Genomic DNA, 25,243 nt, shown 5'->3' with positions numbered 1-25,243 from the left:
GTCTCCTCCGGTAATAAATCCCCGGGCCGCGGTGACGGCGCCGGCGCTTTGTCCGCTTATGCTTTTGTTGCGGACATGTCCTGTGCCAGTGCTTTCAACTGGCCTTTCAAAATTTTTCCGGTCGCCGCGGCCGGCAGCGCCGCCATGATGACGATCTGGCTGGGGCACTTGTAGGGCGAGAGATGCTGCGCAAGATAGTCGCGCAGTTCCTGTTCGCCTGGTCGCTGCTGCGGGTTCGCCTCGACGAATGCCACCACCTCCTCGTTGCCGGCGGCGACGGTGCGCCCGACAACCGCCGACTGTACGACGCCGGGATGGGCATTGAGCACGGTCTCCACCTCGAGAGGGTAGACGTTAAAGCCCGAGCGGATGATCAGCTCCTTGGTGCGCCCGACGATGAAGAGCGCGCCGTCGGGGTCCTGGCGCGCCATGTCGCCGGTATTGAGCCAGCCGCCGGCGCGCATGGCGGCCGCGGTCAGTTCCGGTTCGCGGTAGTAGCCGCGCATGACGTTCGGTCCGCGCACCCACAGTTCGCCCGCGGCGCCTGGCGCGACATCGGCGCCGGCTTCGTCGACGATGCGCACCTCCACGCCGGGAATGGCGCTGCCGACCGAGGTGTCGGCGCGCGGCGCGTCAAGGCGCGTCTGGCTGATGGTCGGCGAACTTTCGGTCATGCCATAGCCGTTATGCAGCGGCAGGGCGAACACCTGCTCGACCTGGCGCTTGAGGCTCGGATCAAGCGGCGAGCCGCCGGCGTAGATGAAGCGCAGGTTCGACGCCAGCGGCGCGGCGGCCAGCTCCAGCAGGCGCGCGTACATGGCCGGCACGCCCTGCAGGATGGTGAGGCGGTCCCCGGTAATCGCGCGCAGCATGGCGGCCGCCGAGAAACGCGGCGCCAGGTACAGGCAGGCGCCGGCGTACAGGGTGCCCAGCATCACCGACGCCAGGCCGTACACGTGCGAGATCGGCAGCACGCCGTAGGCGCGGTCTTGCGGCGTCAGGCCGCGCAGCGTGCTCGAAACCGCGGCGATGAACAGCAGGTTGCGGTGCGTGAGCATCACGCCTTTTGGATGGCCGGTGGTGCCGGTGGTGTAGATCAGCGCGGCGACCTGCTCGTTGCCGGCGTCGACCGGCTCCGGCGTGCACGCTTCGTTGAGCGGGCCGGCCATCAGCGCACCGTGGTTCTGGGCGTCGTCGCCAGCGGCATGCTGGCGCGCTTCGGCCGATGCGGCCACCGTGTACAGCACGCGGCGCGCGCCGCTGTGCGCGCGGATGGTGGCAATTTCGGCGGCGGACAGGCGCGCGTTGACGTTGACGATCCAGGCATCGAGTTCGGCGGCGGCGAAAATGAGCGCCACCTGCGCCATGCAGTTTTCACCGACCACGATCACGCGGTCGCCGGCGCGCACGCCGAGCTGGCGCAGCAGGGCGGCGTGCGCATCGACCTCCAGGGCCAGCTGCGCGCAGGTCCACAAGCGGCCTTCCTCGTGCAGCGCCGGCGCATCGGGTGAGGTTGCCGCGCGCTGGCGCGCAATCGCGCTGATGCGCGACGGCAGGGCGGCGAGCAGCGCGGTGGTATCCATTTATTTCTGCGCCGCCTTGATCATGTTGCGGGCGATGACGATCTGCTGGATCTGCGAGGTGCCCTCGTAGATGCGGAACAGGCGCACGTCGCGGTAGAAGCGTTCGGCCGCGTATTCGGAAATGTAGCCGGCGCCGCCGTGGATCTGCACCGATCGGTCGGCCACGCGGCCGCACATCTCGGAGGCGAACAGCTTGCAGCACGACGCTTCGGTCGAGACGTCGTCGCCGTTGTCGCGCTTGCGGGCGGCGTCGAGCACCATGCTGCGCGCGGCGTAGATCTCGGCCTTGCTGTCGGCCAGCATCGCCTGGATCAGCTGGAATTCGGCGATCGGCTGGCCGAACTGCTGGCGCTCCATCGCGTAGCGCAGCGCGTCGTCCAGCATGCGCTCGGCCGCGCCGACGCACACCGCGGCGATGTGCAGGCGGCCCTTGTCGAGCACTTTCATGGCCGTCTTGAAGCCGACGCCTTCCTTGCCGCCGATGACGTTTGCCGCCGGCACGCGGCAGTTTTCGAACACCACGTCGCAGGTGTGGGCGCCGCGCTGGCCCATCTTCTTGTCGGTCTTGCCAAGCGAGAGGCCGGGCGTATTCTTCTCGACGATGAAGGCGGAGATGGCGCCGGCGTCGCGCTTTTGCGGATCGGTGCGCGCCATCACGGTGAAGATGCTGGCCTCGGGCGCATTCGTGATGTAGCGCTTGCTGCCGTTAAGGATATAGAAGTCGCCGTCGCGCACGGCGCTGGTGCGCAGCGATGCCGCGTCCGAGCCCGAACCAGGTTCGGTCAGCGCGAAGGCGCCGATGATGTCGCCGGCGGCCAGCTTCGGCAGGTAGTACTCTTTTTGTTCCGCGGTGCCGTCGATGACGATGCCTTGCGAGCCGATGCCGTTGTTGGTGCCGATCAGCGAGCGAAAGGCCGGCGACGTGTGGGCGATTTCGAAAGCGACCCGCACTTCCTCTTCCATCGTCAGCTGCAGGCCGCCGTACTGCTCCGGGATCGACAGGCCGAACAGGCCAAGCTCGCGCATCTGCGCGACGATGGCGGGCGGGATCTCGTCGGTCTCGGCGACGATCTGCTCGTTCGGCACCAGCACTTCGCGCACGAAGCGGGCGATGCTGTCGAGGAGGATGTTGAGGGTTTCTTCGTCACGGATCATGTCGTCGTTCGCGCTAGTCGCGTCCAAGGTTGGTTTCAATGTTTTTGACCAGCTGCACCAGGCGGGGACCGAGATCGCTGACCAGTTTTTCGCGCGACAGCAGGTAGGCCGGGCCGCCGCAGTTAAACGACATGACCTGCTCGCCGTCGGCGCCGAAGGTCGGTACGCCGACCGCGTGCACGTCGTTCTGCCATTCGCCGGCGGCGATGCAAAAGCCCAGGTCCTGGAAATCCTTGAAGCCCTGCTCGATGCCGGCCTTGATCGCCGGCCAGCGCTCGCCTTCGTGCTGGCGCACGTGGTCGAGCAGGTAGTCGCGCTCGGCCTGCGGCAGTACGCACAGCAGCGCCTTGCCCATCGCGGTGGTGGCGATCGGGATGCGCGAGCCGACGTCGAGCCGCAAGGTGACGTTGGCGCTGCTGCGGCACGTTTCGATGTAGACCATGCTGAGGCGGTCGCGCGTGCCGAGCGACACCGACGCCTGCGCGTATTCGGCCAGCTCCTGCATCGGCGCGCGCGCCATCTTGCGCACGTCGTAGTTCGACAGCATGCGGTAGCCGAGCGCCAGGACGCCCGCGCCGAGCTGGTATTTGCCCTGCTGCTCGGAGTAGGCCAGGTAGCCCAGTTTGGTCAAGGTGTAGGTCAGGCGCGAAATGGTCGGCTTCGGGATGGCGGTGCGGCGCGCCAGTTCGGCGTTGGCCAGGAACTGCTCGCCGGGGCGAAAGCAGCGCAGCACTTCGAGGCCGCGGGCGAGCGCGTTGACGAACTGCCGGTCCTTGCTGTCGTCATCGCCAAACACTTCGATTTCCGCGTCCATCGTCTGCCCAAACTCCTTTGATTGGTTCAGTTTGCCCCCGAGTGGCGCGCATGTCAAATGTTTTTCGGAACGGCAGTTTGCACAGCGAAACACTGGTGTCAGGTCTGACAATCGTACATTTTCGTCTCTGAAGGCCGGAGAATGGTGCTTTGCGCAGCCTCGTAGCTCCGTACAGCGCGACTGACTGTCTTGTAATGCACCGAAAAATGCGCAGCAATCTCTGCCATTGTGTAGCTGCCGTCAATATACGCGCGCGCCATCGCCGCCTGCCGGGTGGCCTTGCGGACATCATATTCGTGAAGTTCGGGTGCAGCCAACATTTTTTGAGTACGCGAAATTTCTGAACTCGTCGGTCGTTTTTCTACAGCGCTGATCTGTTTCAAAAAGTTGTCGTCACCCACGAACAGCTGGTTGCGAAGGTTGGTCATTGGACTCTTGAGACCGCGGCCGGCCGCGACGAACGCGCGATAGGACTGGACTGCATCTTGGCGCTCGACCCCGAATTGGCTCAGAAGCGAGTCGGTTTCCAGCCATTCGGGTGGCGGCACATCGCTGCACGTCATGCCGAAGCTGCTCCAGGCCCACGCCTCTGGCCCGCTTACCATTCCTGCGCGAACGGGGTTGAGCACGACATAGCGGCTCAGTTCCAGCAGATAGCTTTGTCGCTGCACCAGAATTGCGTGATAGCGTCCCTGAAACAAGTGCCCGACTGTCGCGTTCCGGAAGTTGAATCGTCTTGTATATTCACCGTTCAGCTGCCGCATCCCGCGCGTCAGCGTCGCGGCGAGGGTCTCGGCGATCATATGGTAGTGATTGCCCATCTGGCAGAACGCGTGGATCCTCCAATGAAATCGGGCGCATACGGAAGCGAGGATTTGCTGCCATGCGTAGCGATCGCCATCATTCAAATAGATCGGCTCCCGGCGGTTGCCTCGTGACGTAATGTGGTAGATGGCACCGGCAAATTCAATACGAAGTGGTCTGCCCATAGTCGATACGCCGTTAGATGTGGCACCGTTCGACCGCAAGGCTGCCGATCAGTTCAAGATTCGTTCATGCGATCAGGCCGGGGTTATGTCCGAATGTCAGACCTGACACCGGTTTCAGCCGGGCGCATCCGAGGTGGCCGACCTGCCACCTCCGGATGTGCTTACGGCAAACGCTGGTGTCAGGTCTGACATTCGGACATTTCTACGGAAAATGCCCGAATGTCAGACCTGACACCAGAACTTGATTTGAGGTAATAAGCGAAATGGGCGAAGTTGCGGACCCGTACGCACGGGAAGTGTATGGCACAATATCGCGCATGATGCCCATTTCCTTACTTCGCCCGCAGCTGTCCGAGGCGAGCGCCCCCCTGACGCACGACGTCGAAGTCATCGACGAGCGCGGACGCCGCTCCGTCATCGCCATCCCGGCCGAGCGGCCACTGACGGTGTACGTCGACAAGCGCGAACTGGTGACCCTGATGACGCTCGGCGGCGCGCCCGAGGCCTTGATCCTCGGCTACCTGCGCAACCAGCGGCTGGTCAAATCGATCGCCGAGATCGAATCGGTGCAGGTCGACTGGTCGGTCGATTCGGTGGCGGTGGTGACCCGCAACGGCATCGCCGATGTCGAGGAGCGCACGTCGAAAAAAGTCGTCACCACCGGCTGCGGCCAAGGCTCGGTGTTCGGCGGGCTGATGGACGAGATCGACCAGATCGCGCTGCCGCCCGATGCGCGCCTGCGCCAGTCGGTGGTCTACAAGATCGTCGACATCATCCGCACGCAGCATTCGATCTACAAGCAGGCCGGCTCGGTGCACGGCTGCGCGCTGTTTACCAACCAGGGCGAGCTGCTGCACTTTTTCGAGGACGTCGGCCGCCACAACGCGGTCGATGCGATCGCCGGGCGCATGTGGCTCGACGATATCGACGGCGGCGACAAGGTGTTCTATACCACCGGGCGCCTGACGTCGGAGATGGTGATGAAGGGCGCGCAGATGGGCATCCCGTTCCTGCTGTCGCGCTCGGGCACCACGCAGATGGGGCACATGGTGGCCGAGCGGGTCGGCATGGCGCTGCTGGCGCGCTGCTCGGGCAAGCACTTCCTGCTGCTGACGGGCCAGGAACGGCTCGAGTTCGAGCCGCAGCTGCTGGCCGCCGCCGGCTAGCGTCGGCGCGGCCTGCGCGGTAAGATGGCGATTCTGGACACCACCGCAAGGACACTCGTGAACGTACTAATTTTTGGCGCCACCGGCATGGTGGGGCAGGGCGCGCTGCGCGAATGCCTGGCTGCCTCCGATGTGGAAAAGGTGCTGACGGTCGGGCGCACGCCGACCGGCCTGCAGCACCCGAAGCTGCAGGAACTGGTGCACGCCGAGATGTGGGACTACAGCGGCGTCGAGCTTGAGCTGACCGGCTACGACGCCTGCTTCTTCTGCATCGGCGTCACCTCGTCGGGCGTGGCCGAGCAGGCCTACACGCACGTCACGTACGACATGACGCTGGCGGTGGCCGGCACGCTGGCGCGGCTCAATCCGCAGATGGTGTTCGTATATGTGTCGGGCGTCGGCGCCGACAGCAGCGAGACGAGCCGCGTGATGTGGCAACGGGTGCGCGGCAAGACCGAGAACGCGCTACTGAAGCTGCCCTTTCGCGGCATGTACATCTTCCGGCCCGGGATGATCGAACCGGTCGGCGTGAAGTCGAAAACGACGGCGTACCGCTGGTTCTACAACCTGGCCAGGCCCGTCATGCCCCTGCTGCGCAAAATGCTGCCCGAGCAGATCCTCAGCACGCCGCAGGTCGGACAGGCGATGCTGGCGGCGGTGCGCAACGGCGCGCAGAAGCGGGTGCTCGAGAGCCCCGACATCAACGCGCTGAGCCGCCGCGCGGCGAAGTAGGCCCGCGCAGGCTTAGCGCTTCGCCTTCAGGTACTGCAGCGCCGCTTCGGCCGCCGGCGCCGACGATGCCGGGTTTTGCCCGGTGATCAGGTTGCCGTCGGTGACGACGTACGGCGCCCAGTCGTCGCCCTTGCTGTAGGCGCCGCCGTTCGCCTTGAGCATGTCCTCGACCAGGAAGGGGACGACCTTCGTCAGGTGTACCGCCTCTTCCTCGGTATTGGTGAAGCCGGTGACCTGCTTGCCTTTGACCAGCGGTGAACCGTCGGCAGCGCGGGCATCCTTGAAAATACCCGGCGCATGGCAGACAGCCGTGACGAGTTTCCCTGCCGCGTTCATCGCCTCGATCAGCTGGATCGAATGCCTGTCCTTAGCCAGGTCCCACAGCGGTCCATGCCCGCCCGGATAGAACACCGTGTCGAAATCGTCGGCCGACACGGTGCTGAGCGCCACCGTATTGGCCAGCGCCTGTTGCGCTGCCGGGTCGTTCTTGAAGCGGCGCGTGGCGTCGGTCTGCGAGTCGGGTTCGTCGCTTTTCGGATCGAGTGGCGGCTGGCCGCCCTTGGGTGAAGCCAGCGTGATGGCCGCGCCCGCATCCTTGAAAATGTAATAGGGCGCGGCGAATTCTTCCAGCCAGAAGCCGGTCTTTTTGCCAGTATCGCCGAGGCGATCGTGCGAAGTCAGTACCATCAAGATGTTCATTGTCGCTCCAGTCAATGTTATGCAAGGAGGAGCATACTACGACCGCGAGGTGGACGGCGCCGCGCTGCATCTGCCGATGACGACAAACCAGACGCGGCGCGGGCGGCGGCGCTGCGTTTACGCCGGCTTCTTCATCAGGGCGAGCATCGCGGTGACAGTCGCTTCGACGCCGGTACGGATCGCAGGCTCGGGCTCGACCTTGAAGATCGCGCTGTGGTGGCTCGGCACCGGGGCGCCTCCTGCCGCGGCTGCGTCCAGCACCGCCTTGCTGGTGCCGCCAACGGTAAAGTAGACGCTCGGGATATATGGCTTGGTGGTGAAGAACGGGAAATCCTCGGCGCCCATGCCGGCACGGGCGTAGTTGGCGTCAAAGATACCTGCGCCAAGCTTGTCGCTCCACGCCTGTTTCATGCGCCGGGTGAGCGCCGGATCGTTCAGCGTCGGCGGCGTTTCCTCATCGAGTACCTTCACCTCAGGCAGCCGGTCCTCGGCGACGCCATTCGCGCGTGCGGTATTGATCGCCACCCGCTTGATGGCATCGAGCAGCATCGTGCGCGTCTTCGCGCTCTCGTTGCGCACGGTCAGTTGCAGCTTGGCCGTGTCGGCAATGATGTTGGCCTTGCTGCCCGCGTGGAAGGAGCCGACGGTGATCACGGCCGCCTCGTGCGGCTCGCGTTCGCGGCTGATGATGGTCTGCAGGGCGACGACGATCTGCGCGCCGAGCATCACGGGATCCTTGCCGCGGTGCGGGCTGGCGCCGTGCGCGCCGACGCCATGGATCAGGATTTCGACGGTGTCGGCGCCGGAGTAGGGCGAGCCCTCGGTGACAAAGATCTTGCCCGCTTCGACGTCGGACGACACGTGGAAGGCCAAGGCATAGTCGGGCCGGCCGAAGCGCTCCCAGACGCGGTCTTTCATCATCGCGCTGGCGCCGCCGACGCGTTCTTCGGCCGGCTGGCCGATCAGCATCAGGGTGCCGGACCACTGGCTGCGGCGCGCCGCCATCTGCTGTGCGGTACCGGCAAGGCTGGTGATGTGGACGTCGTGGCCGCAAGCGTGGGTGACGGGCGAGAGATTGCCTTCGCGGTCCTTGCCCATCGCCGTCGAGGCGTTCTTCAGCCCGGATTTTTCCAGCACAGGCAGCCCGTCCATGTCGGCACGCATCATCACCAGCGGCCCTGGACCGTTCTTCATGATCGCCACGACGCCGGTGCCGCCGACGCCTTCGGTCACTTCAAAGCCGCTTGCGCGCAGCTCCGCGGCCAGACGCGCCGCCGTCCTGGTCTCCATGAACGACAGCTCCGGGTTGCGATGGAAATGGTCGAACAGGGCACCGAGGCGGCCGTTGTAATCCTTGGCGACCGCATTCGCCAGTTCGGTATCGGCCGCATGGACGAGGGTTAATGGCAAGACGGCGACGGCGACGGCGATCAAGTGTTTCATCAATTTTCCTTTGAGGGTAGAGCGGTGGACGCACAGTGGGCGACGCTGGCGCAGCTGACTGCTCCAGTTGCCAAATTGTAATCTACCCGTAAGCCGCCGGGAAAAGTGCGAAATCGGATGTGCCTACATCAAAATGACGTCGTACTGCTCCTGGTGGTAGGCGTTCTCCACCTGCAGCGAAATACGCTTGCCGATGAAGTCGCCCAGCATGGCCAGGTGCTGCGACTCTTCTTCGAGGAACAGGTCGACCACTTCCTGCGACGCCAGGATGCGGAACTCGCGCGGATTGAACTGCTTCGCCTCGCGCAGCAACTCGCGCAGGATTTCGTAGCAGATGGTGCGGCTGGTCTTGACCTGGCCCTTGCCGGCGCAAGCGGGACACGGCTCGCACAGGATGTGCGCCAGCGATTCGCGCGTGCGCTTCCTCGTCATCTCCACCAGCCCGAGCGCGGAGAAGCTGCTGACCGACACCTTGGTGCGGTCGCGCGACAAGGTTTTTTTGAGCTCCTGCAGCACCGCATTGCGATGCTCGGCGTTGTCCATGTCGATGAAGTCGAGGATGATGATGCCGCCCAGGTTGCGCAGCCTTAGCTGGCGCGCGATCGCATGCGCCGCTTCCAGGTTGGTCTTGAAGATGGTGTCGGCAAAGTTGCGCCCGCCGACGAAGCCGCCGGTGTTGACGTCGATAGTCGTCATCGCCTCGGTCTGGTCGACGATCAGGTAGCCGCCGGACTTGAGATCGACGCGCCGGCCGAGCGCGCGCAGGATCTCTTCTTCGACGCCGTACAGGTCGAACAGCGGGCGCTCGCCGGTGTAGTGCTGCAGCCGCGGCAGCTCGGTCGGCGTGTAGGCCTGGGCGAATTCGACCAGCTTGACGTAGTTCTCGCGCGAGTCGACCTGGATGCTGGCCGTCTCGTCGTGCACGAAGTCGCGCAGCACGCGCTGCGCCAGGTTCAGGTCCTGGTACAGCAGGCTGGTGGCGGGGCGGGTGCGGGCGCCGTGGACGATCGCCGCCCACGTCTTGCGCAGGTAGTCGACGTCGGCCGCCAGGTCGGTGTCGGACGCTTCCTCGGCCATCGTGCGCACGATGTAGCCGCCTTTTTCTTCGGCCGGCAGCAGGCTTTGCAAACGGCTGCGCAGCAGGTCGCGGTCCGATTCCTTTTCGATTTTCTGCGAGATGCCGATATGGCTGTCCTGCGGCAGGTACACCAGCATGCGCCCGGCAATCGAGATCTGCGTCGACAGGCGCGCGCCCTTGGTGCCGATCGGATCCTTGATGACCTGCACCGTCAGCACCTGGCCGTCGAACAGGATTTTTTCGATCGCGGTCGGCGCCACCGCCGGGCCGTCATGCGTGCGCGCTTCCCAGATGTCGGCCACGTGCAGGAAGGCGGCGCGCTCGAGGCCAATGTCGATGAAGGCGGACTGCATCCCCGGCAGCACGCGCACCACTTTGCCGAGGTAGACGTTGCCGGCCAGGCCGCGCGTGAGCGTGCGTTCGATGTGCAGTTCCTGCACGGCGCCTTGCAGGATCAGCGCGACCCGCGTCTCCTGCGGTGTGATGTTGATGAGGATGTCTTCGTTCATAGCTGCGATCATACACGCGCGGGCCCGCGGCGTGGGGCTGAACAGGACAGCACGCGGACTATGCGGCCCGCATGAAGCCGCACTATGCCAGCGGCACGCCGGCCTGGCGCAGCAGGCGCGCCGTTTCGTACAGCGGCAGCCCCATGATGCCGGAGTGGCTGCCTTCGATATGCTCGATGAACAGCGCGGCGATGCCCTGGATGCCGTAGCCGCCGGCCTTGTCGTACGGTTCGGCGCTGGTGCAGTAGGCCTTGATGGTGGCCGCGCTGAGCGTGGCGAAGCGCACGTCGGACACCTGCGTGATCTGCTCGGCCATGTTGGTGTGGTGGACCGCGACCGACGTCAGGACCTGGTGGGTGCGGCCGGACAGGCGCTCGAGCATGCGCGCCGCCTCGTCCGGATTGGCCGGCTTGCCGAGGATCTCGCCGTCGATGGTGACGGTGGTGTCGGCCGCCAGCACCGGGCGCGCCGGCATGCGGCGCCACAGCACGATGTTCCACGCAAAGGCGGCTTTTTCGTTGGCGACGCGGGCGACATAGTCGGCCGGCGACTCGCCCGGATTGACCGATTCGGAAACGTCCGGGCCGCGCGCGGTCTCGTTGCGAAGCATGAGGAGTTCGAATTCGACGCCGATCTGGCGCAACAATTCACGACGGCGGGGGCTCTTGGAGGCCAGATAGATTTTTCTGTCGATCGGTTTCATCAGCGGCATTATCGGATTGGTCAGACGCGGTGATAGGGGTGGTTTTGCGTAATCGACCACGCCCTATACAACTGCTCCGCCAGCATAACACGCACAATGCCGTGCGGGAGCGTCATGCTGGAGATCCGGATGAGGCCTTCGGCCTTCGCTTTCAGTTCAGGATCGAGGCCGTCGGCGCCGCCGATGAGGAATGCGGTGTCGCGGCCGTCCTGCTGCCACTGCATCAGCTGCTGCGACAGGCCGACGCTGGTGAGGTCCTTGCCGCGTTCATCGAGGGCGATGATGCGCACGTTTTTCGGCAGGACCGCTTCGATGCGGTCGCGTTCGAGCGCCATCGCGGTGGCGGCGGTCTTGCTGCCGGAGCGCTCGACCGGCTTGACTTCCTTGAGCACGATGCGCAGCTCGGGCGGCATGCGCTTCGCGTATTCGGTGAAGCCGGTCTCGATCCAGGCCGGCATCTTGTGGCCGACCGCAGCGATGATGAGCTGCATGCGAAGCTGGCCTTACTCTGCTGCGGCTTTTTTTGCGACGCGCTTGATGACCTTCTTTTCCGGCACCGCATCGGCTGCGGGCTTGGCCACCTTGACGGCGGCAACGCGCTTGGCTGGCTGCGCCTTGAGCGCCTTGACGGCTGCCACTTCGGTCTTCGTTGGCGCGATCTTGACGACTTTGCCCACTGCCTTGGTGGCTTTTTTCGCCGCCGGCTTCTTGGCCGCGGTGGTGGCCGTTTTGGCGGCCGCTTTCTTGGCCGCGGGCTTGCGCTCGTTGACCGGCTTGACTTCCGGCGCTGCCTGGGTCGACGCCAGGTGCTTCGAGCGTGGCTTGGCGGCGGCTTCCTTGACGTCGGCCGCTTCCGTGGTGCCCTTGCGCTTGGCCGCGCCGAGCTTGACCGGCTTGTCGCCCCAGATTTCTTCGAGGCGGTAGTACTGGCGAATCGCCGGCTGCATGATGTGGACGATCATGTCGCCGAGGTCGACCAGCACCCATTCGCCGGTGTCTTCGCCTTCGATGCCGATGACGTCGCCGCCGGCGTCCTTGACCTTGTCGCGCACCGAGGCGGCGAGCGCCTTGGTCTGGCGGTTCGAGGTGCCCGAGACGACCGCGATACGGTCGAACAGGCTGGTGAGGTGTACCGTGTCGAACACGGTGATGTCCTGGCCCTTGACGTCCTCGAGTGCGTCAATGACGAGGGTTTGCAATTTTTTGATATCCATTAGATTTTGTATAGATTATGTTGTTGAATGTAGTCTAGCACTACCTCGGGGATAAGCGAGTCTGCCTTTCCCCCCCGTTGTAATGCAGCACGAATCTGGGTGGCTGAGATGTCCACGGCCAGCGCCTCGGCCAGGAACATCCTGCCGGACGGTGTAGTACGAAGCTGTTCCAGGCTCCCCTGGCGTGTTTTAATTTCCTGTGCCACGGCGCTCGGCAAAGCCGCCGCGTCGAGCGCATATCCGGGCCTGGCGGCCACGCCGATGTGGGCGTAGTCGAACAGCGATTTCCAGTCGCGCCAGCTGTCCAACTGCTGCAGCTGGTCGGCGCCGATCAGGAACACGATCGATGCATCGGGCCCGAGTTCGGCGCGCACCTCGCGCAGCGTGTCGACGGTGTAGGTCGGCGCGGCGCGCGCGATTTCGCGGCGGTCGACGGTGATTGGCAGCGCCGCTGCGCGAAACGCCAGTTCGATCATCGTCACGCGCTCGTCGGCGCTCGCGTTCAGCGCGTTCTTCTGCCAGGGGTTACCGGCGGGGACGATGCGCAGCTGGTCGGGCCGGAGCAATTGTGCGAACAGTGCGGCCAACGCCACATGACCATGATGGACCGGGTCGAAACTGCCTCCCAGCAGTGCGACGCATATCGTCACGTCTGGAGCCAGTCTTTATGGACCAGGAAGTCGGTGGCCAGCGCCGCTTCCGGCGTGCCCGGTTCCGGATGCCAGTCGTAGCGCCATTTGACGATCGGCGGCATCGACATCAGGATCGCCTCGGTGCGCCCGCCCGACTGCAGGCCGAACAGCGTGCCGCGGTCCCACACCAGGTTGAACTCGACGTAGCGACCGCGCCGGTACGCCTGGAAGTCGCGTTCGCGCTCGCCGTACGGCATGCTGGAGCGCCGTTCCAGGATCGGCAGGTAGGCGGCCAGGAAGCTGTCGCCGACGCTTTGCGTCATCGCGAAGGCGTCGTCGAACGGCACGTCGTTGAAGTCGTCGAAGAAGATGCCGCCGACGCCGCGCGGCTCCTGGCGGTGCTTCAGGTAGAAGTACTTGTCGCACCAGGCCTTGAACAGCGGGTGCAGCGTGTCGCCGTAAGGGGCGAGCGCGTCGTGGCAAGACTGGTGGAAGTGGCGCGCGTCGTCGGCGAAGCCGTAGTAGGGCGTCAGGTCCATGCCGCCGCCGAACCACCAGACCGGGTCCTGGCCAACGGCGGTCGCTTCGAAAAAGCGCACGTTCATGTGGACTGTGGGCGCATACGGATTACGCGGATGGAGCACCAGCGAGACGCCCATCGCTTCCCACGCGCGGCCGGCCAGTTCGGGGCGCGCGGCCGCGGCCGACGGCGGCAGGCTGGCGCCGGTGACGTGCGAAAAATTGACGCCGCCGCGTTCGAACACGTTGCCTTCCTCGACCAGGCGCGAGATGCCGCCGCCGCCTTCGGGCCGCTGCCACGCGTCGCGTGCGAACGGCTTGCCGTCGACCGCTTCGAGCGCGGTGACGATTCGTTCTTGCAGGTCGAGCAGCCAGGCCTTGACGGCGTGAGGGGAGGGCGATGACATCAGGAGAGGTTCGGGGAATAAAAAAGTGAGGACGAATTGTACACTGGGCGCGGCTTTTATGATATGGGACCGGTGTCAGGTCTGACATTCGGACATTTGGTTCTTCAAATGTCCGAATGTCAGACCTGACACCAGCGTTGATGCCGTTTGGTTCTTCAAATGTCCGAATGTCAGACCTGACACCGGCGTTGATGCCGTTAGTGCTTCAGGCCGCGCCAGCCGATGTCGCGCCGGAACTGGGCGCCGGCGAAGCGGATCCGGTCGACCGTTTCATAGGCCTGCTTCTGCGCCATCTTGACGCTGTCGCCCAGGCCGACCACGCACAGCACGCGCCCGCCGTTGGTGCGCAAGGCGCCGTCAACGATCGTGGTGCCGGCATGGAAAGTGACGCATTCGGCCGTCTCGGCCGGGATGCCTTCGATGACGTCGCCCTTGCGCGGATCGTCCGGGTAGCCGGCCGCCGCCATCACCACGCCAACCGCGGTGCGGCGGTCCCACTCCAGCTCCACCGTGTCGAGCGTGCCGTTGACGGCGTGCTCCATCACGCCAACCAGGTCGCTCTTGAGGCGCGCCATGATCGGCTGCGTTTCAGGGTCGCCCATGCGGCAGTTGAATTCAAGCGTCTTCGGATTTCCCTGGGCGTCGATCATCAGGCCGGCGTACAGGAAGCCAGTGAAGGTGATGCCGTCTTTGGCCATGCCTGTGATGGTCGGGTTGATCACCTCGCGCATGACGCGCGCGTGCATCGCCGGCGTGACGATCGGCGCCGGCGAATAGGCGCCCATGCCGCCCGTGTTCGGGCCTTCGTCCTGGTCCTTCAGGCGCTTGTGATCCTGGCTGGTGGCCAGCGGCAGCACGTTCTTGCCGTCGCACATGATGATGAAGCTCGCTTCTTCGCCAGCCAAAAACTCTTCGACGACGACGCGCGCGCCGGCGTCGCCGAAGCGGTTATCGAGCAGCATCAGGTCGACGGCGTCGTGCGCTTCGGCCAGCGTCATCGCCACCACCACGCCTTTGCCGGCAGCCAGGCCATCGGCCTTGATGACGATCGGCGCGCCTTGCTCGTCGATGTAGGCGTGCGCGTCGCGCGCTTGCGAGAAGGTGCGGTAGGCCGCCGTCGGGATGCCGTGGCGCTGCATGAACGACTTGGCGAAATCCTTCGAGCTTTCCAGCTGCGCCGCTTCCTTCGTCGGGCCGAAGATCTTCAGGCCGCGCGCGCGGAACAGGTTGACGATGCCGGCCGCCAGCGGCGTCTCGGGACCGACCACCGTCAGCGCGATGTTCTCGATCTGGGCGAAGTCGGCCAGCTTGGCCGGATCGCTGATGTCGACGTTGACGAGCCGGCCGTCGCGCGCGGTGCCGCCATTGCCAGGGGCGACGTACACCACTTGAATGCGCTCGGATTGGGCGAGTTTCCAGGCCAGTGCGTGTTCGCGGCCACCAGAGCCGACTACCAGGATTTTCATGCTTGTTCTTCGATCAGGGCGTTGGTATAGACTTCCTGGACGTCGTCGAGGTTTTCGAGCGCGTCGAGGATCTTCTGCATCTTGATGGCGTCTTCGCCCGTCATGACGGTTTCGGCGTCCGGCTTCATGATGATCTCGGCCACTTCGGCCTTGAAGCCGGCCTTTTCCAGCGCCTCCTTGACGGCCGGGAAGGCGAACGGATCGCACAGCACTTCAAAGCCGCCTTCGTCATCTTGCACGACGTCGTCGGCGCCGGCTTCGAGCGCCGCTTCCATCAGCTTGTCCTCGTCGACGCCGGGCGCGAACAGCAGCTGGCCCAGATGCTTGAACATGAACGCGACCGAGCCTTCGTTGCCCATGTTGCCGCCGTGCTTGTTAAAGGCGTGGCGTACTTCGGCCACGGTACGCACACGGTTGTCGGTCATGCAGTCGACGATGATGGCGGCGCCGCCGATGCCGTAGCCTTCGTAGCGCACTTCTTCATAGTTGACGCCTTCGAGGCCGCCGGAGCCGCGCTGGATCGCACGCGTCACGTTTTCCTTCGGCATGTTGGCGTCGGCCGCCTTGTCGACCGCCAGGCGCAGGCGCGGGTTGGTCGCGATGTCGGGGCCGCCCATGCGGGCGCCGACGGTGATTTCCTTGATCAGGCGCGTCCAGACTTTGCCGCGCTTGGCATCGGTAGCGGCCTTTTTATGCTTGATGTTGGCCCATTTGCTGTGTCCAGCCATGTCGAATGTTCCTTAGACGGTGTGCGAGTTTGGCCAACATTTTAACATAGGGGCATGCAGGCAACCTGCGCAAACCGGGGTCTGACCGTCGGGGTCAGACCCCAAACCCGGAGGCTGCGCCAGCCGAGAATTGCGAATCGTTCTACACTTGTTGGATGCGCAAAATCTCAGCGGCACAGCCGCACCACGCCGTCGCCAGGCCGGCCTTGATCGCCGGGCTGTCGATCGCCATCGCCGGCGCGGTGCTGTTTTCCACCAAGGCGATCGTCGCCAAGCTGCTGTACCGCTATCAGCTCGACGCGGTCACCGTGATCGCCTTTCGCATGCTGTTTTCGCTGCCCGTGTTCGCCGCCGTCGCCGTCTGGCAGATGCGCACCGGGGCGCCGCTGTCGGCGGCCGACCGCTGGCGCCTGGTCGGCCTGGGCCTGATCGGCTATTACGTGTCGAGCTTCCTCGATTTTCTCGGGCTGCAGTACATCACCGTCGGCCTCGAGCGCCTGATCCTGTTCCTGACGCCCACGTTGGTGCTGCTCATTACCGCGCTGTTGCTCAAGCGCCACATCGGCCGCTGGGAGTCGATGGCGCTGGCGCTGTCCTACTGCGGCATCGTGCTGGTGTTCGTGCACGACCTCGGCGAAGGCAAGGGCGACACTGCCACCGGCTCGCTGCTGGTGCTAGGCTCGGCCGTCTGTTACGCGATCTACCTGCTCGGCTCGGGCGAACTGGTGCGGCGGATCGGATCGCTGCGGCTGGTGTCGTACGCGATGTGCGTCTCCAGCGTGGCCTGCATCGCCCAGTTCTTCGTGCTGCGCCCGGCCGCGCTGCTGATCCAGCCGGCCGAGGTGTATGGCCTGTCGCTGGTGAACGGAGTATTCTGTACGATCTTGCCAGTGTTCATGACGATGGCGGCGGTGCAGCGCATCGGCGCCGCCACGGCGTCGCAAGCGGGCATGGTCGGCCCGGTGTCGACGCTGTTTCTCGGCGCCTGGATCCTGGGCGAACCGATCACCGCGGTGCAGCTATGCGGCACCGGCCTTGTGTTTGCAGGCATTTACCTGCTGTCGAAGAAGAAATAGACATCCCGATGAAACCAAGAATCGCCCTGATCGCGCATGACAAGAAGAAAGACGAGATGGTCATGCTGGCCGCCGAGTATCTCGATTTCCTGCGCGGCTGCACGCTGGTAGCGACCGGCACCACCGGCGCGCGCCTGGCCAACGAACTGGGCCTGACGGTCGAGCGCAAGCATTCCGGCCCGTTCGGCGGCGACCTGCAGATCGGTGCCGCGCTGGTCGAGGGCCAGATCGACGCCGTCATCTTCCTGCGCGACCCGATGACGCCGCAGCCGCACGAGCCCGACATCAACGCGCTGGTGCGCGCCTGCGACGTCCACAACGTGGCGTGCGCCACCAACATCTCGACTGCGCAGCTGGTGCTGACGCAACTGCAGCTCATGTCACTCAAATAACAAACGGAGAAAAAAAATGGTCAAAGCAATTCGCATGAACCGCACCGGCGGCCCCGAGGTGCTGGAATACGTCGACGTCGAACTCGGCGCGCCGGGTCCGGGCGAAGCGCGGGTGCGGCACGAGGCGATCGGCGTCAATTTCATCGACGTGTATTTTCGTACAGGGCTGTATCCGCAGCCGTTGCCAGGCGGACTGGGCAAGGAAGCGGCCGGCGTGGTCGAGGCGGTCGGCGAGGGCGTGACCGATGTGAAAGTGGGCGACCGCGTCGCGTATGCCGGCGGCGCCCTGGGCGCATATTCGGAAGCGCGCAATATCGACGCGTCGGTGCTGCTGCGTTTGCCGGACGACATCGGCCTCGACACCGCCGCGGCGATGATGCTGCAGGGCCTGACGGTGCAATACCTGTTCAACCGCACGCACAAGCTGAAGGCGGGCGACACGATCCTGTTCCATGCCGCTGCCGGCGGGGTCGGCTTGATTGCCTGCCAGTGGGCCAAGGCGATCGGCGTGAACCTGATCGGCACGGTCGGCTCGGAAGAAAAGGCGGCGCTGGCGAAGGCGGCCGGCGCGGCGCATGTAATCAACTACAACACCGAAAACTTCAGCGAGCGCGTGCTGGAAATTACCGGCGGCAAAAAGGTGGGGGTGGTCTACGATTCGATCGGCAAGGACACGTTTATCGGTTCGCTCGACTGCCTTCAGCCGCTGGGGCTGATGGTCAGTTTCGGCAGCGCGTCGGGGCCGGTGCCGCCGTTTTCGCTCAATGAGCTGGCGTCGCGCGGCTCGCTGTTCGTCACGCGGCCATCGCTGTTTGCGTACGCGGCCAAGCGCGAGGACCTGGAGGCGATGGCCGCCGACCTGTTCCAGATGGTATCGAGCGGCAAGGTCAAGATCGACATCAACCAGCGCTACAAGCTGGCCGACGCGGCGCAGGCGGCAATCGACCTGGAAGCGCGCAAGACGACGGGTTCGTCGATTCTGCTGCCGTAAGACAAGCGCCGCCAAAGCGGTCTGACGGGGCGCCGGGTCCCGTTTCTTCTTCCAGGGTCAGACCCCGGTGTCAGCCGTTCTGCTTGAGCTCGATGCGGCGGGCAGCGCCGTTTGGCCCAGGGAAACCTTCGAACGCGCTCTGCACCAGCGCCGGCATCAACGCCGGTGTCGACGCCTCGCTACTCTGGTTGCGCACCGTAACGTCGAACAGCCGGCGGCCGTCGCTGGCCGACTTGATCGCCACCTGCACTTCGCGCTGATACACGTGCCGCTCGACCACTTCATACTGCTGAAAGCCGGCGAACGGATCATAGAACGGGCTGTAGAAGCTGCTGCCCCAGCCGCGCCGGTAGTAGCGGCTTGCCAGGCCGAAGCGGGGACCCGGGTAGAAGAACGGGTCGACTGCCTGCACTACGCGCACCGGCACATCGGTCGTCATGAACCGCATCGACACCTTCAACGCCGGCGCGCCGTTCGCCTCGCGGAAACCAAGCTGGCCCAGCTGCGCGCGCACCAGGTTCTGGTAGCTGCGCAATTCGAGCGTGTCGTCCTGCGGCGCCGGCGCCTCGAACGCGTAGCTCTTGTCGTTTAGCTGCTGCGGCCACTGATGGAACGTGGTGACGTTGCTGCGGATGGTGGTGGCACAGCCGCCGAGCAGCAGCGTGAGCGCGGCCATGACTGTCATTGCGATGCGTTTCATTGCTTTCTCCAACAATTCGTGTTTACCCACTTTTAGTGTATGACTCACACTGCAATATAGCAAAAGATTTACAAAATGTTACCGCACAAGACACATTGATGCATGGAATCGAACGGTGGGAAGATCCGGTGTCAGGTCTGGCATTCGGACATTCGGGACGAAATGTCCGAATGTCAGACCTGACACCGGCTTTGTGGTGCGTGCGAAAACGGCGGTGTGATCGGGCGGCGGTGTTGGTAAAATAGACCTTCGTTCAATTGTTCCATACCGATCCCATGCGCTCAGACACCTCCCAGACGATTTATCGGAACGATTACACGCCGCCGGCCTACCTGGTCGATACTGTCGAGCTAGGCTTCGATCTCGATCCGGCCCGCACCATCGTCGCCAGCCGGCTGACCATGCGGCGCAATCCCGACAGCGACCGCGCCGAGATCGAGCTGTACGGCGAAAACCTCGAACTGGTCGCGCTGCGCATGAACGGCAAGCTGCTCGGCAAGCGCGACTACCGCATCGACGGCAACCTGCTGCGCATCGCCAATCCGCCGCGCGACGTCACGCTGGAAATCGAGACGATCACGGCGCCGGAGAAAAACACCACGCTGAACGGCTTGTACGTGTCGAACGGCAGTTTCTTCACGCAATGCGAAGCGGAGGGCTTTCGCAACATCACCTACTTCCCCGACCGTCCCGACGTGATGGCAAAGTTCACCGTGATGCTGCGCGCCGACAAGCAGAAGTATCCGGTGCTGCTGTCGAACGGCAACCTGATCGAAGAAGGCGAGCTCGACGACGGTCGCCATTTCGCCAAATGGGAAGACCCATTCAAGAAGCCGTCCTATCTGTTCGCGCTGGTGGCGGCGCAGCTGGTCTGCCAGGAAGAAACGTTCCGCCTGAAGGATGGCCGCGACGCGCTGCTGCAGGTGTGGGTCGAGGAGGGCAACCTCGACAAGACCGACTACGCGATGCAGTCGCTCAAGAACAGCATCCGCTGGGACGAGGAGCGCTTCGGCCTCGAGCTCGACCTGGACCGCTTCATGATCGTCGCCGTCGGCGACTTCAACATGGGCGCGATGGAGAACAAGGGCCTGAACATTTTCAACACCAAGTTCGTGCTGGCCAATCCGCGCGTCGCCACCGACGTCGACTACGCCGGCATCGAGGCGGTGGTCGGCCACGAATACTTCCACAACTGGACCGGCAACCGCGTGACCTGCCGCGACTGGTTCCAGCTGTCGCTGAAGGAAGGCCTGACCGTGTTCCGCGACCAGGAATTTTCGGCCGACATGATCGGCACCGACAGCGGGCGCGCCGTCACCCGCATCGAGCAGGTGCGCACCTTGCGCCAGGCGCAGTTCCCGGAAGACGCGGGGCCGATGGCGCATCCGGTGCGTCCGGACTCCTTTGTCGAGATCAACAATTTCTACACCGTCACCGTGTACGAAAAAGGCGCCGAAGTCGTGCGCATGCTGCAGACGCTGGTCGGCCGCGACGGTTTCCGCAAGGGCATGGACCTGTATTTCGAGCGCCACGACGGCCAGGCCGTCACCTGCGACGATTTCCGCAATGCCATGGCCGACGCCAACCAGCGCGACCTGACCTTGTTCGAGCGCTGGTACAGCCAGGCCGGCACGCCGATCGTCAAGGCGAGCACGCAGTACGACGCCGAAGCGAAGACGTATTCGATTAGCTTCACACAAAGTTGCCCGGCAACACCCGGCCAGCCGAAGAAGCTGCCGTTCCATATTCCGATCGCGGTAGGCCTGTTGGGCGCCGATGGGCGCGACATGCCGCTCGGCCAGGATGGCGCCAACGGCAGCACCGCCGTGCTGGAGTTGACCGAACAGACGCAGACCTTCAACTTTACCGGCGTCGGCGAGCAGCCGACGCCATCGATCCTGCGCGACTTCTCGGCGCCGGTGGTGCTCGAGTACGACTACACCGACGAGGAACTGCTGCACCTGTTCAGCCATGACAGCGACCCGGTCAACCGCTGGGAAGCGGGCCAGCGCCTGGCGATGGCGCGGCTGTTGAAGCTGACATCGGCGGTGGCCAGCGGCGGCAAGCTCGAGCTCGACGCCACGTTCATCGATGCGATGCGCAAGATCCTTACCGATGACGGGCTCGACCCGTCGTTCCGCGAGCAGGCCTTGCTGCTGCCATCGGAGACGATGATGGCCGAGCAGATGAGCGTGGTCAATCCGCAGGCGATCAACGCCGCGCGGCAATTCGTGCGCGCCACCATCGGCACCAAGCTGCGCACCGAGCTGATGCAGCAATACCTGGCCAACATGACGCCCGGCGAGTACAGCCCCGACGCGCTGTCGGCCGGCCGCCGCGGCCTGAAGAACCTGGCGCTGTCGTACCTGGCAGCCGCGCCCGACGCCGACGCCATCGAGCTGGCGCAGGCGCAGTTCGACAACGCCGGCAACATGACCGACCGGGTCGCCGCGCTGATCGGGCTGATCCACGCCGGCGCCGACAGCGCGGCGCCGGCATTGCAGGCGTTCTATACCGATTTCGAAAAAGAGGCGCTGGTCATCGACAAGTGGTTCGCGATGCAGGCCGCCGCGCCCGCCACGAACGTGAAGGCGGTGCGCGAGCTGATGAAGCACCGCGCCTTCAGCTTGAAAAATCCCAACCGCGCGCGCAGCCTGATCTTCAGCTTCTGCGGCGCCAACCCGGCGCAGTTCCATGCGCCCGACGGCAGCGGCTACGCGTTCTGGGCCGAGCAGGTGATCGCGCTCGACGCGCTCAATCCGCAAGTGGCGAGCCGGCTGGCGCGCTCGCTGGACCGCTGGCGCCGTTACGCGGCGGCGCTGCAGGCTCAGATGAAGAAGGCGCTGCAAAAAGTAGCTGGCGGCAAAAAGCTGTCGAACGACGTGCGCGAAGTGGTCTGCAAGGCGCTCGCCAATTAAATTGGATCAATTCAAATCTTTTTATAAGGAAGTTCATGAAACGCGTCAGTCTCACGCAACACCTGGTTGAAGAACAACGGCTTCACAATTCCATTCCCGCCGAACTGCGGCTGCTGATCGAAGTAGTGGCGCGCGCCTGCAAGACGATCAGCCACTCGGTCGGCAAGGGCGCGCTCGGCGACATCCTCGGCAGCGCCGACACCGAGAACATCCAGGGCGAAGTGCAAAAGAAGCTGGACGTGATTTCGAACGAAATCCTGCTGGAAGCGAACGAGTGGGGCGGCCACCTGGCGGCGATGGCGTCGGAAGAGATGGAATCGATCCACCCGATTCCGAACCGCTACCCGATGGGCGAATACATGCTGCTGTTCGACCCGCTCGACGGCTCGTCGAACATCGACGTCAACGTGTCGATCGGCACCATCTTTTCGGTGCTGAAGGCGCCGGACGGCATGGGCGCGCCGACCGAGGCCGACTTCATGCAGGCAGGCAGCATGCAAGTCGCCGCCGGCTACGCGGTGTACGGACCGCAGACTATGTTAGTGCTCACTACGGGCAACGGGGTGAACTGCTTTACGCTGGACCGCGAGATGGGATCGTGGGTGCTGACTCAGCGCCACATGATGATTCCCGAGGCGACCAGGGAGTTCGCCATCAACATGTCGAACCAGCGGCACTGGCATGCGCCGGTGCAGCGTTACGTCAATGAGCTGCTGGCCGGTTCGACTGGCCCGCGCGAAAAAGACTTCAACATGCGCTGGATTGCCTCGATGGTGGCCGACGTGCATCGCATCCTGAACCGCGGCGGCATCTTCATGTATCCGGCCGACACGCGCGACACCTCGATGCCGGGCAAGCTGCGGCTGATGTACGAAGCCAATCCGATGGCGATGATCGTCGAGCAAGCCGGCGGCGCCGCCACCGATGGGCGCACCCGCATCCTCGACATCGCGCCGCACAAGCTGCATCAGCGCGTGCCGGTGTTCCTCGGATCGAAGGCGGAGGTGGCCCTGGTGACGAGCTACCACGACGCATAATGCTGATTATTCGACAATAATTCGCAGGATTCGAAATTCGCACTAGCAAGTTAGGGGCAATCCTTGCTAGAATACGCGTCGTCGCCGATGTAGCTCAGTTGGTAGAGCAGCACATTCGTAATGTGAAGGTCCCCAGTTCGATTCCGGGCATCGGCACCAAAATTTGTAGCAAGCAACTCCAGAAACCCGCACTCCTTCCAAGGTGATGCGGGATTTTTGTTTTTGGCGTGCGGACCGCTGCCCGGGACCATTTCATCCCCGAGTGTCGGCGCTGCCCCCCAGTCTGACCCCAGCCTCACAGGCGCTTGGCGCCATCGTCCAATCATACAATATGCTGCTCATGAGTCCGTCGGAAGCTCTGAGGCGCGATTAGTCCCGAAGTACTCCGCTTTCAGTGCGCAGCTACGCGATGCGCCACCCCGAAACGCGCCGCTAGTGCGGCGAGGCGTTTGTCCAGCGTCCATAACGTCGCACCTGGCGAAATCAACACTGAGGCCAACAAGACCATGTCAACAAGTCCACATCCCATACCGTAAATGGATTCACGTTCAATGAAATCCATAGTCTCGCGCAAGCTCGCAGGCTGAATCATTCGGAGCAGGCTCAAATCACCCAGCGTTTGTGACCTCGGCGCAGGAGGCGTGCCGCAGGCGATCTCGCCCACAACCATAAGATGCGCGAGTGCCATGTCCTGGCTGAGCAGGACCATGAGCGCCTCGTTGCGGTGTCGAAAGTGGTCAATCCACACGGAAGTATCGACGAGCACGCCAATCATCAGGCCGGCTCCGGCCGACGCCGAGGTACTTCAGGCATATCAGGCGCCGCGGCGCCCAAAGCTGCCAACCGTTGGGCGGCTCGCACGCGCACGAAGGTTTTAATGGCTTCGCGAAAGAGGTCGGCCTTATCCATGGAAGGATCGGCGACCTCTAGTGCTCTGTTGTACAGATCGTCGTCGATGGTCACGGTAGTTCTCATGCATGCTCCTCGAATCGATTGTGATGTAAGTTTGCATCAAATTGAGCATCATTGCAATGATGGGAGTATCGGTTGGCCATCTGTGATCGATTCATTCTGCCTGCTGTCGAGCTGCCGCCGGCGCGCCGGAGAAATTTGCCAGGCAGGACAGCCAGGTCAGGCAGGAGAGGCAGGACATGCAAGACAGGCAGAGCCGGGCCGGGCCGCCCGTGTACAAGCAGCGGCGACGGGTGTTGCGGGATTTTTGTTTTCAGGCTCCAACTGATTGACGGATCGGGCCGTGGACAAATCTCGGCACTGCCCGACTTCAGGGAGCTAGCTCAGCGGCCAGAACCAAACTTCCCTATCGCTGAAATAGCAACCGCGTGCACACTCGGAGAAACCGCTCGGTCCAATCTGCACCACGTCAATGTGACCGCCATCTGTTGGCCCACCGCCATGGATGAGGGGCGAAGCGCGGTCGGTCACCGCGTTCGCAAGCACTGAAACGGCTCTCAGCGATGCTTAAGTATGTTGAGGTACATTGTAGGAAGGTTCCACTCCAGCCCCCACTTAGACTGGACTATATGTAAGCATGAAGGAAATTTTCCGAATGAAGAACTACGTAAAAATTGTTGCCGAGGTAAAAGATTTTTTCGGTGTTATTAGCCGTCGGAATCGCATCAAAAAACTTCCATCCCAATACAATCCAAATAAATTGTTCAACACTCTTATCAAGCATCTCGCCTTAAGAAATGATGTCGCGCTCGCTAAGAAGCTTGGCATTTCCTCTCTCGTAATTAGTAATGTACGACAATTCACCCAACCGGTGAGTGGGACCTTACTTATTCTTATTCACGAAAAGACTGGATTCAGCTTTTCAGAATTACGAGGATTTATGGGCGACAGGCGCCAAAAACTTCGCATCCAGGGCGCCCAAATTTCATCCCAATAATGACTTGTGAATTGGCAGCACCGGCACTGCGGCGGCGATCGCAAAAGCGCTCTCTGCCGAGGTAGCGAATAACTCGCATGATATGGCGTCACAGGCGCTTTGTGCCGTAGGCGAAGTGCGGCGGTAGGAGCCCTGCGGGTAGGCCCCGGGCCTTGCCAAGTCGATGCACGTTTGGCGTTGGAATGGTCGCCGTCCGGCTTGGGGACCGCTCCCCTGATCCGGTTTTGCTTCGCGGCGTACTGCCGCTGCTGCTCATCGGCGTAATCCTGGCGGGCGGGTATTGCTGCTACGCCGAGACGGCGCGCACATCGCCGCGCGGCATGGTCGGGCGCGGCATCGAAGGCGCCGTCGATGCCGTGCTGAAGGTGTTCGGCATCTGACAG

The 25,243-nt window shown here is 63.6% G+C and carries 26 protein-coding genes and 1 tRNA gene; 10 read left to right on the top strand and 17 right to left on the bottom strand.

All coding sequences use genetic code 11. From position 1 onward, the window contains the following. Positions 1–56: 56 nt before the first annotated feature. The 4 genes from ACP7DD_RS07100 to ACP7DD_RS07085 all read right to left on the bottom strand — a co-directional run bounded on the left by ACP7DD_RS07100 (position 57) and on the right by ACP7DD_RS07085 (position 4,541). Positions 57–1,583, bottom strand: a complete 1,527-nt coding sequence (locus ACP7DD_RS07100; RefSeq protein ID WP_426174008.1) for a class I adenylate-forming enzyme family protein — start codon at positions 1,581–1,583, stop codon at positions 57–59. Continuing rightward, positions 1,584–2,738 (bottom strand): acyl-CoA dehydrogenase family protein, encoded by a 1,155-nt coding sequence (locus ACP7DD_RS07095; protein ID WP_426174031.1) that lies wholly within the window; start codon positions 2,736–2,738, stop codon positions 1,584–1,586. Positions 2,739–2,751: 13 nt separating this feature from the next. Next, positions 2,752–3,552, bottom strand: coding sequence for an IclR family transcriptional regulator (locus ACP7DD_RS07090; RefSeq protein WP_426174007.1), 801 nt, complete (start codon positions 3,550–3,552; stop codon positions 2,752–2,754). 98 nt (positions 3,553–3,650) lie between these two features. Continuing rightward, positions 3,651–4,541, bottom strand: coding sequence for a transposase (locus ACP7DD_RS07085; protein WP_426174006.1), 891 nt, complete (start codon positions 4,539–4,541; stop codon positions 3,651–3,653). Positions 4,542–4,858: 317 nt separating this feature from the next. Between ACP7DD_RS07085 and ACP7DD_RS07080 the strand changes: the two genes are divergently transcribed. Beyond that, positions 4,859–5,707 carry a formate dehydrogenase accessory sulfurtransferase FdhD gene (locus ACP7DD_RS07080; protein ID WP_426174005.1) on the top strand — a complete coding sequence of 283 codons (849 nt, stop codon included), beginning with the start codon at positions 4,859–4,861 and terminating at the stop codon, positions 5,705–5,707. 57 nt (positions 5,708–5,764) lie between these two features. Beyond that, entirely contained in the window at positions 5,765–6,439 is a 675-nt protein-coding gene (locus tag ACP7DD_RS07075; protein WP_426174004.1) for an epimerase, read from the top strand. Between the two features lie 12 nt (positions 6,440–6,451). Here the strand turns inward: ACP7DD_RS07075 and ACP7DD_RS07070 are convergent, their stop codons facing one another. The 10 genes from ACP7DD_RS07070 to ACP7DD_RS07025 all read right to left on the bottom strand — a co-directional run bounded on the left by ACP7DD_RS07070 (position 6,452) and on the right by ACP7DD_RS07025 (position 15,837). Beyond that, a complete protein-coding gene (locus ACP7DD_RS07070; protein WP_426174003.1) occupies positions 6,452–7,138 on the bottom strand; it encodes a type 1 glutamine amidotransferase domain-containing protein in 687 nt (228 codons plus the stop codon). Between the two features lie 117 nt (positions 7,139–7,255). After that, positions 7,256–8,581 carry an amidohydrolase gene (locus ACP7DD_RS07065; protein WP_426174001.1) on the bottom strand — a complete coding sequence of 442 codons (1,326 nt, stop codon included), beginning with the start codon at positions 8,579–8,581 and terminating at the stop codon, positions 7,256–7,258. A gap of 123 nt (positions 8,582–8,704) precedes the next feature. Beyond that, positions 8,705–10,168: a ribonuclease G gene (gene rng, locus ACP7DD_RS07060; protein ID WP_426174000.1), complete on the bottom strand. Its 1,464-nt coding sequence runs from the start codon at positions 10,166–10,168 to the stop codon at positions 8,705–8,707. 82 nt (positions 10,169–10,250) lie between these two features. Next, positions 10,251–10,871 carry a Maf family protein gene (locus ACP7DD_RS07055; RefSeq protein ID WP_426173999.1) on the bottom strand — a complete coding sequence of 207 codons (621 nt, stop codon included), beginning with the start codon at positions 10,869–10,871 and terminating at the stop codon, positions 10,251–10,253. Positions 10,872–10,891: 20 nt separating this feature from the next. After that, complete coding sequence (gene rlmH / locus ACP7DD_RS07050) at positions 10,892–11,362, bottom strand: 23S rRNA (pseudouridine(1915)-N(3))-methyltransferase RlmH (RefSeq protein WP_426173998.1); 471 nt, start codon at positions 11,360–11,362, stop codon at positions 10,892–10,894. A 12-nt stretch (positions 11,363–11,374) separates the two neighbouring features. Further along, the gene (gene rsfS / locus ACP7DD_RS07045; RefSeq protein ID WP_099788949.1) at positions 11,375–12,085 is read right to left on the bottom strand and encodes a ribosome silencing factor; all 711 of its coding nucleotides are present in this window, start codon (positions 12,083–12,085) and stop codon (positions 11,375–11,377) included. Continuing rightward, entirely contained in the window at positions 12,085–12,735 is a 651-nt protein-coding gene (locus ACP7DD_RS07040) for a nicotinate-nucleotide adenylyltransferase (RefSeq protein ID WP_426173997.1), read from the bottom strand. Before ACP7DD_RS07040 ends, rsfS begins: the two co-directional genes overlap by 1 nt. Then, positions 12,732–13,643, bottom strand: a complete 912-nt coding sequence (gene hemF / locus ACP7DD_RS07035) for an oxygen-dependent coproporphyrinogen oxidase (protein WP_426173995.1) — start codon at positions 13,641–13,643, stop codon at positions 12,732–12,734. The genes ACP7DD_RS07040 and hemF overlap by 4 nt, the downstream gene beginning before the upstream one ends. Positions 13,644–13,840: 197 nt before the next feature. Further along, positions 13,841–15,109: a phosphoribosylamine--glycine ligase gene (purD, locus tag ACP7DD_RS07030; RefSeq protein ID WP_426173994.1), complete on the bottom strand. Its 1,269-nt coding sequence runs from the start codon at positions 15,107–15,109 to the stop codon at positions 13,841–13,843. Then, complete coding sequence (locus tag ACP7DD_RS07025) at positions 15,106–15,837, bottom strand: YebC/PmpR family DNA-binding transcriptional regulator (protein ID WP_426173993.1); 732 nt, start codon at positions 15,835–15,837, stop codon at positions 15,106–15,108. The genes purD and ACP7DD_RS07025 overlap by 4 nt, the downstream gene beginning before the upstream one ends. Positions 15,838–15,992: 155 nt before the next feature. Here ACP7DD_RS07025 and ACP7DD_RS07020 point away from each other — a divergent pair, with 155 nt between their 5' ends. Genes ACP7DD_RS07020 through ACP7DD_RS07010 form a run of 3 tightly spaced genes read left to right on the top strand, consistent with a single transcriptional unit; the run spans position 15,993 to position 18,296 of the window. Then, a complete protein-coding gene (locus tag ACP7DD_RS07020) occupies positions 15,993–16,913 on the top strand; it encodes a DMT family transporter (protein WP_426173992.1) in 921 nt (306 codons plus the stop codon). A gap of 8 nt (positions 16,914–16,921) precedes the next feature. Continuing rightward, entirely contained in the window at positions 16,922–17,305 is a 384-nt protein-coding gene (locus tag ACP7DD_RS07015) for a methylglyoxal synthase (protein ID WP_426173991.1), read from the top strand. A 16-nt stretch (positions 17,306–17,321) separates the two neighbouring features. After that, positions 17,322–18,296, top strand: coding sequence for a quinone oxidoreductase family protein (locus ACP7DD_RS07010; RefSeq protein ID WP_426173990.1), 975 nt, complete (start codon positions 17,322–17,324; stop codon positions 18,294–18,296). Between the two features lie 70 nt (positions 18,297–18,366). On the opposite strand, the gene ACP7DD_RS07005 is transcribed toward ACP7DD_RS07010, so the two are convergent. Continuing rightward, complete coding sequence (locus ACP7DD_RS07005) at positions 18,367–18,996, bottom strand: DUF4136 domain-containing protein (protein WP_426173989.1); 630 nt, start codon at positions 18,994–18,996, stop codon at positions 18,367–18,369. A gap of 275 nt (positions 18,997–19,271) precedes the next feature. Between ACP7DD_RS07005 and pepN the strand changes: the two genes are divergently transcribed. The 3 genes from pepN (at position 19,272) to ACP7DD_RS06990 (ending at position 23,110) form a co-directional block, all read left to right on the top strand. After that, on the top strand, positions 19,272–21,914 hold the full coding sequence (gene pepN, locus ACP7DD_RS07000; protein ID WP_426173988.1) for an aminopeptidase N: 2,643 nt from the start codon (positions 19,272–19,274) through the stop codon (positions 21,912–21,914). Positions 21,915–21,949: 35 nt separating this feature from the next. Then, positions 21,950–22,951 (top strand): class 1 fructose-bisphosphatase, encoded by a 1,002-nt coding sequence (locus tag ACP7DD_RS06995; protein ID WP_426173987.1) that lies wholly within the window; start codon positions 21,950–21,952, stop codon positions 22,949–22,951. An 83-nt stretch (positions 22,952–23,034) separates the two neighbouring features. Beyond that, a tRNA-Thr gene (locus ACP7DD_RS06990) sits at positions 23,035–23,110 on the top strand. A 232-nt stretch (positions 23,111–23,342) separates the two neighbouring features. Here the strand turns inward: ACP7DD_RS06990 and ACP7DD_RS06985 are convergent. Further along, entirely contained in the window at positions 23,343–23,723 is a 381-nt protein-coding gene (locus ACP7DD_RS06985; RefSeq protein ID WP_426174030.1) for a type II toxin-antitoxin system VapC family toxin, read from the bottom strand. A gap of 2 nt (positions 23,724–23,725) precedes the next feature. Further along, entirely contained in the window at positions 23,726–23,926 is a 201-nt protein-coding gene (locus ACP7DD_RS06980) for a type II toxin-antitoxin system VapB family antitoxin (protein ID WP_426173986.1), read from the bottom strand. A 592-nt stretch (positions 23,927–24,518) separates the two neighbouring features. On the opposite strand from ACP7DD_RS06980, the gene ACP7DD_RS06975 reads away from it, so the two are divergent. Continuing rightward, the gene (locus ACP7DD_RS06975) at positions 24,519–24,860 is read left to right on the top strand and encodes a hypothetical protein (RefSeq protein WP_426173985.1); all 342 of its coding nucleotides are present in this window, start codon (positions 24,519–24,521) and stop codon (positions 24,858–24,860) included. A gap of 224 nt (positions 24,861–25,084) precedes the next feature. Beyond that, the gene (locus tag ACP7DD_RS06970; RefSeq protein ID WP_426173984.1) at positions 25,085–25,240 is read left to right on the top strand and encodes a hypothetical protein; all 156 of its coding nucleotides are present in this window, start codon (positions 25,085–25,087) and stop codon (positions 25,238–25,240) included. The last annotated feature ends 3 nt before the right edge of the window (positions 25,241–25,243 follow it).

The organism is Massilia sp. TWR1-2-2, from assembly GCF_049897565.1.
Taxonomy (GTDB): domain Bacteria; phylum Pseudomonadota; class Gammaproteobacteria; order Burkholderiales; family Burkholderiaceae_D; genus JAFCUW01.
This window is presented reverse-complemented; position numbering and strand designations above follow the sequence as displayed.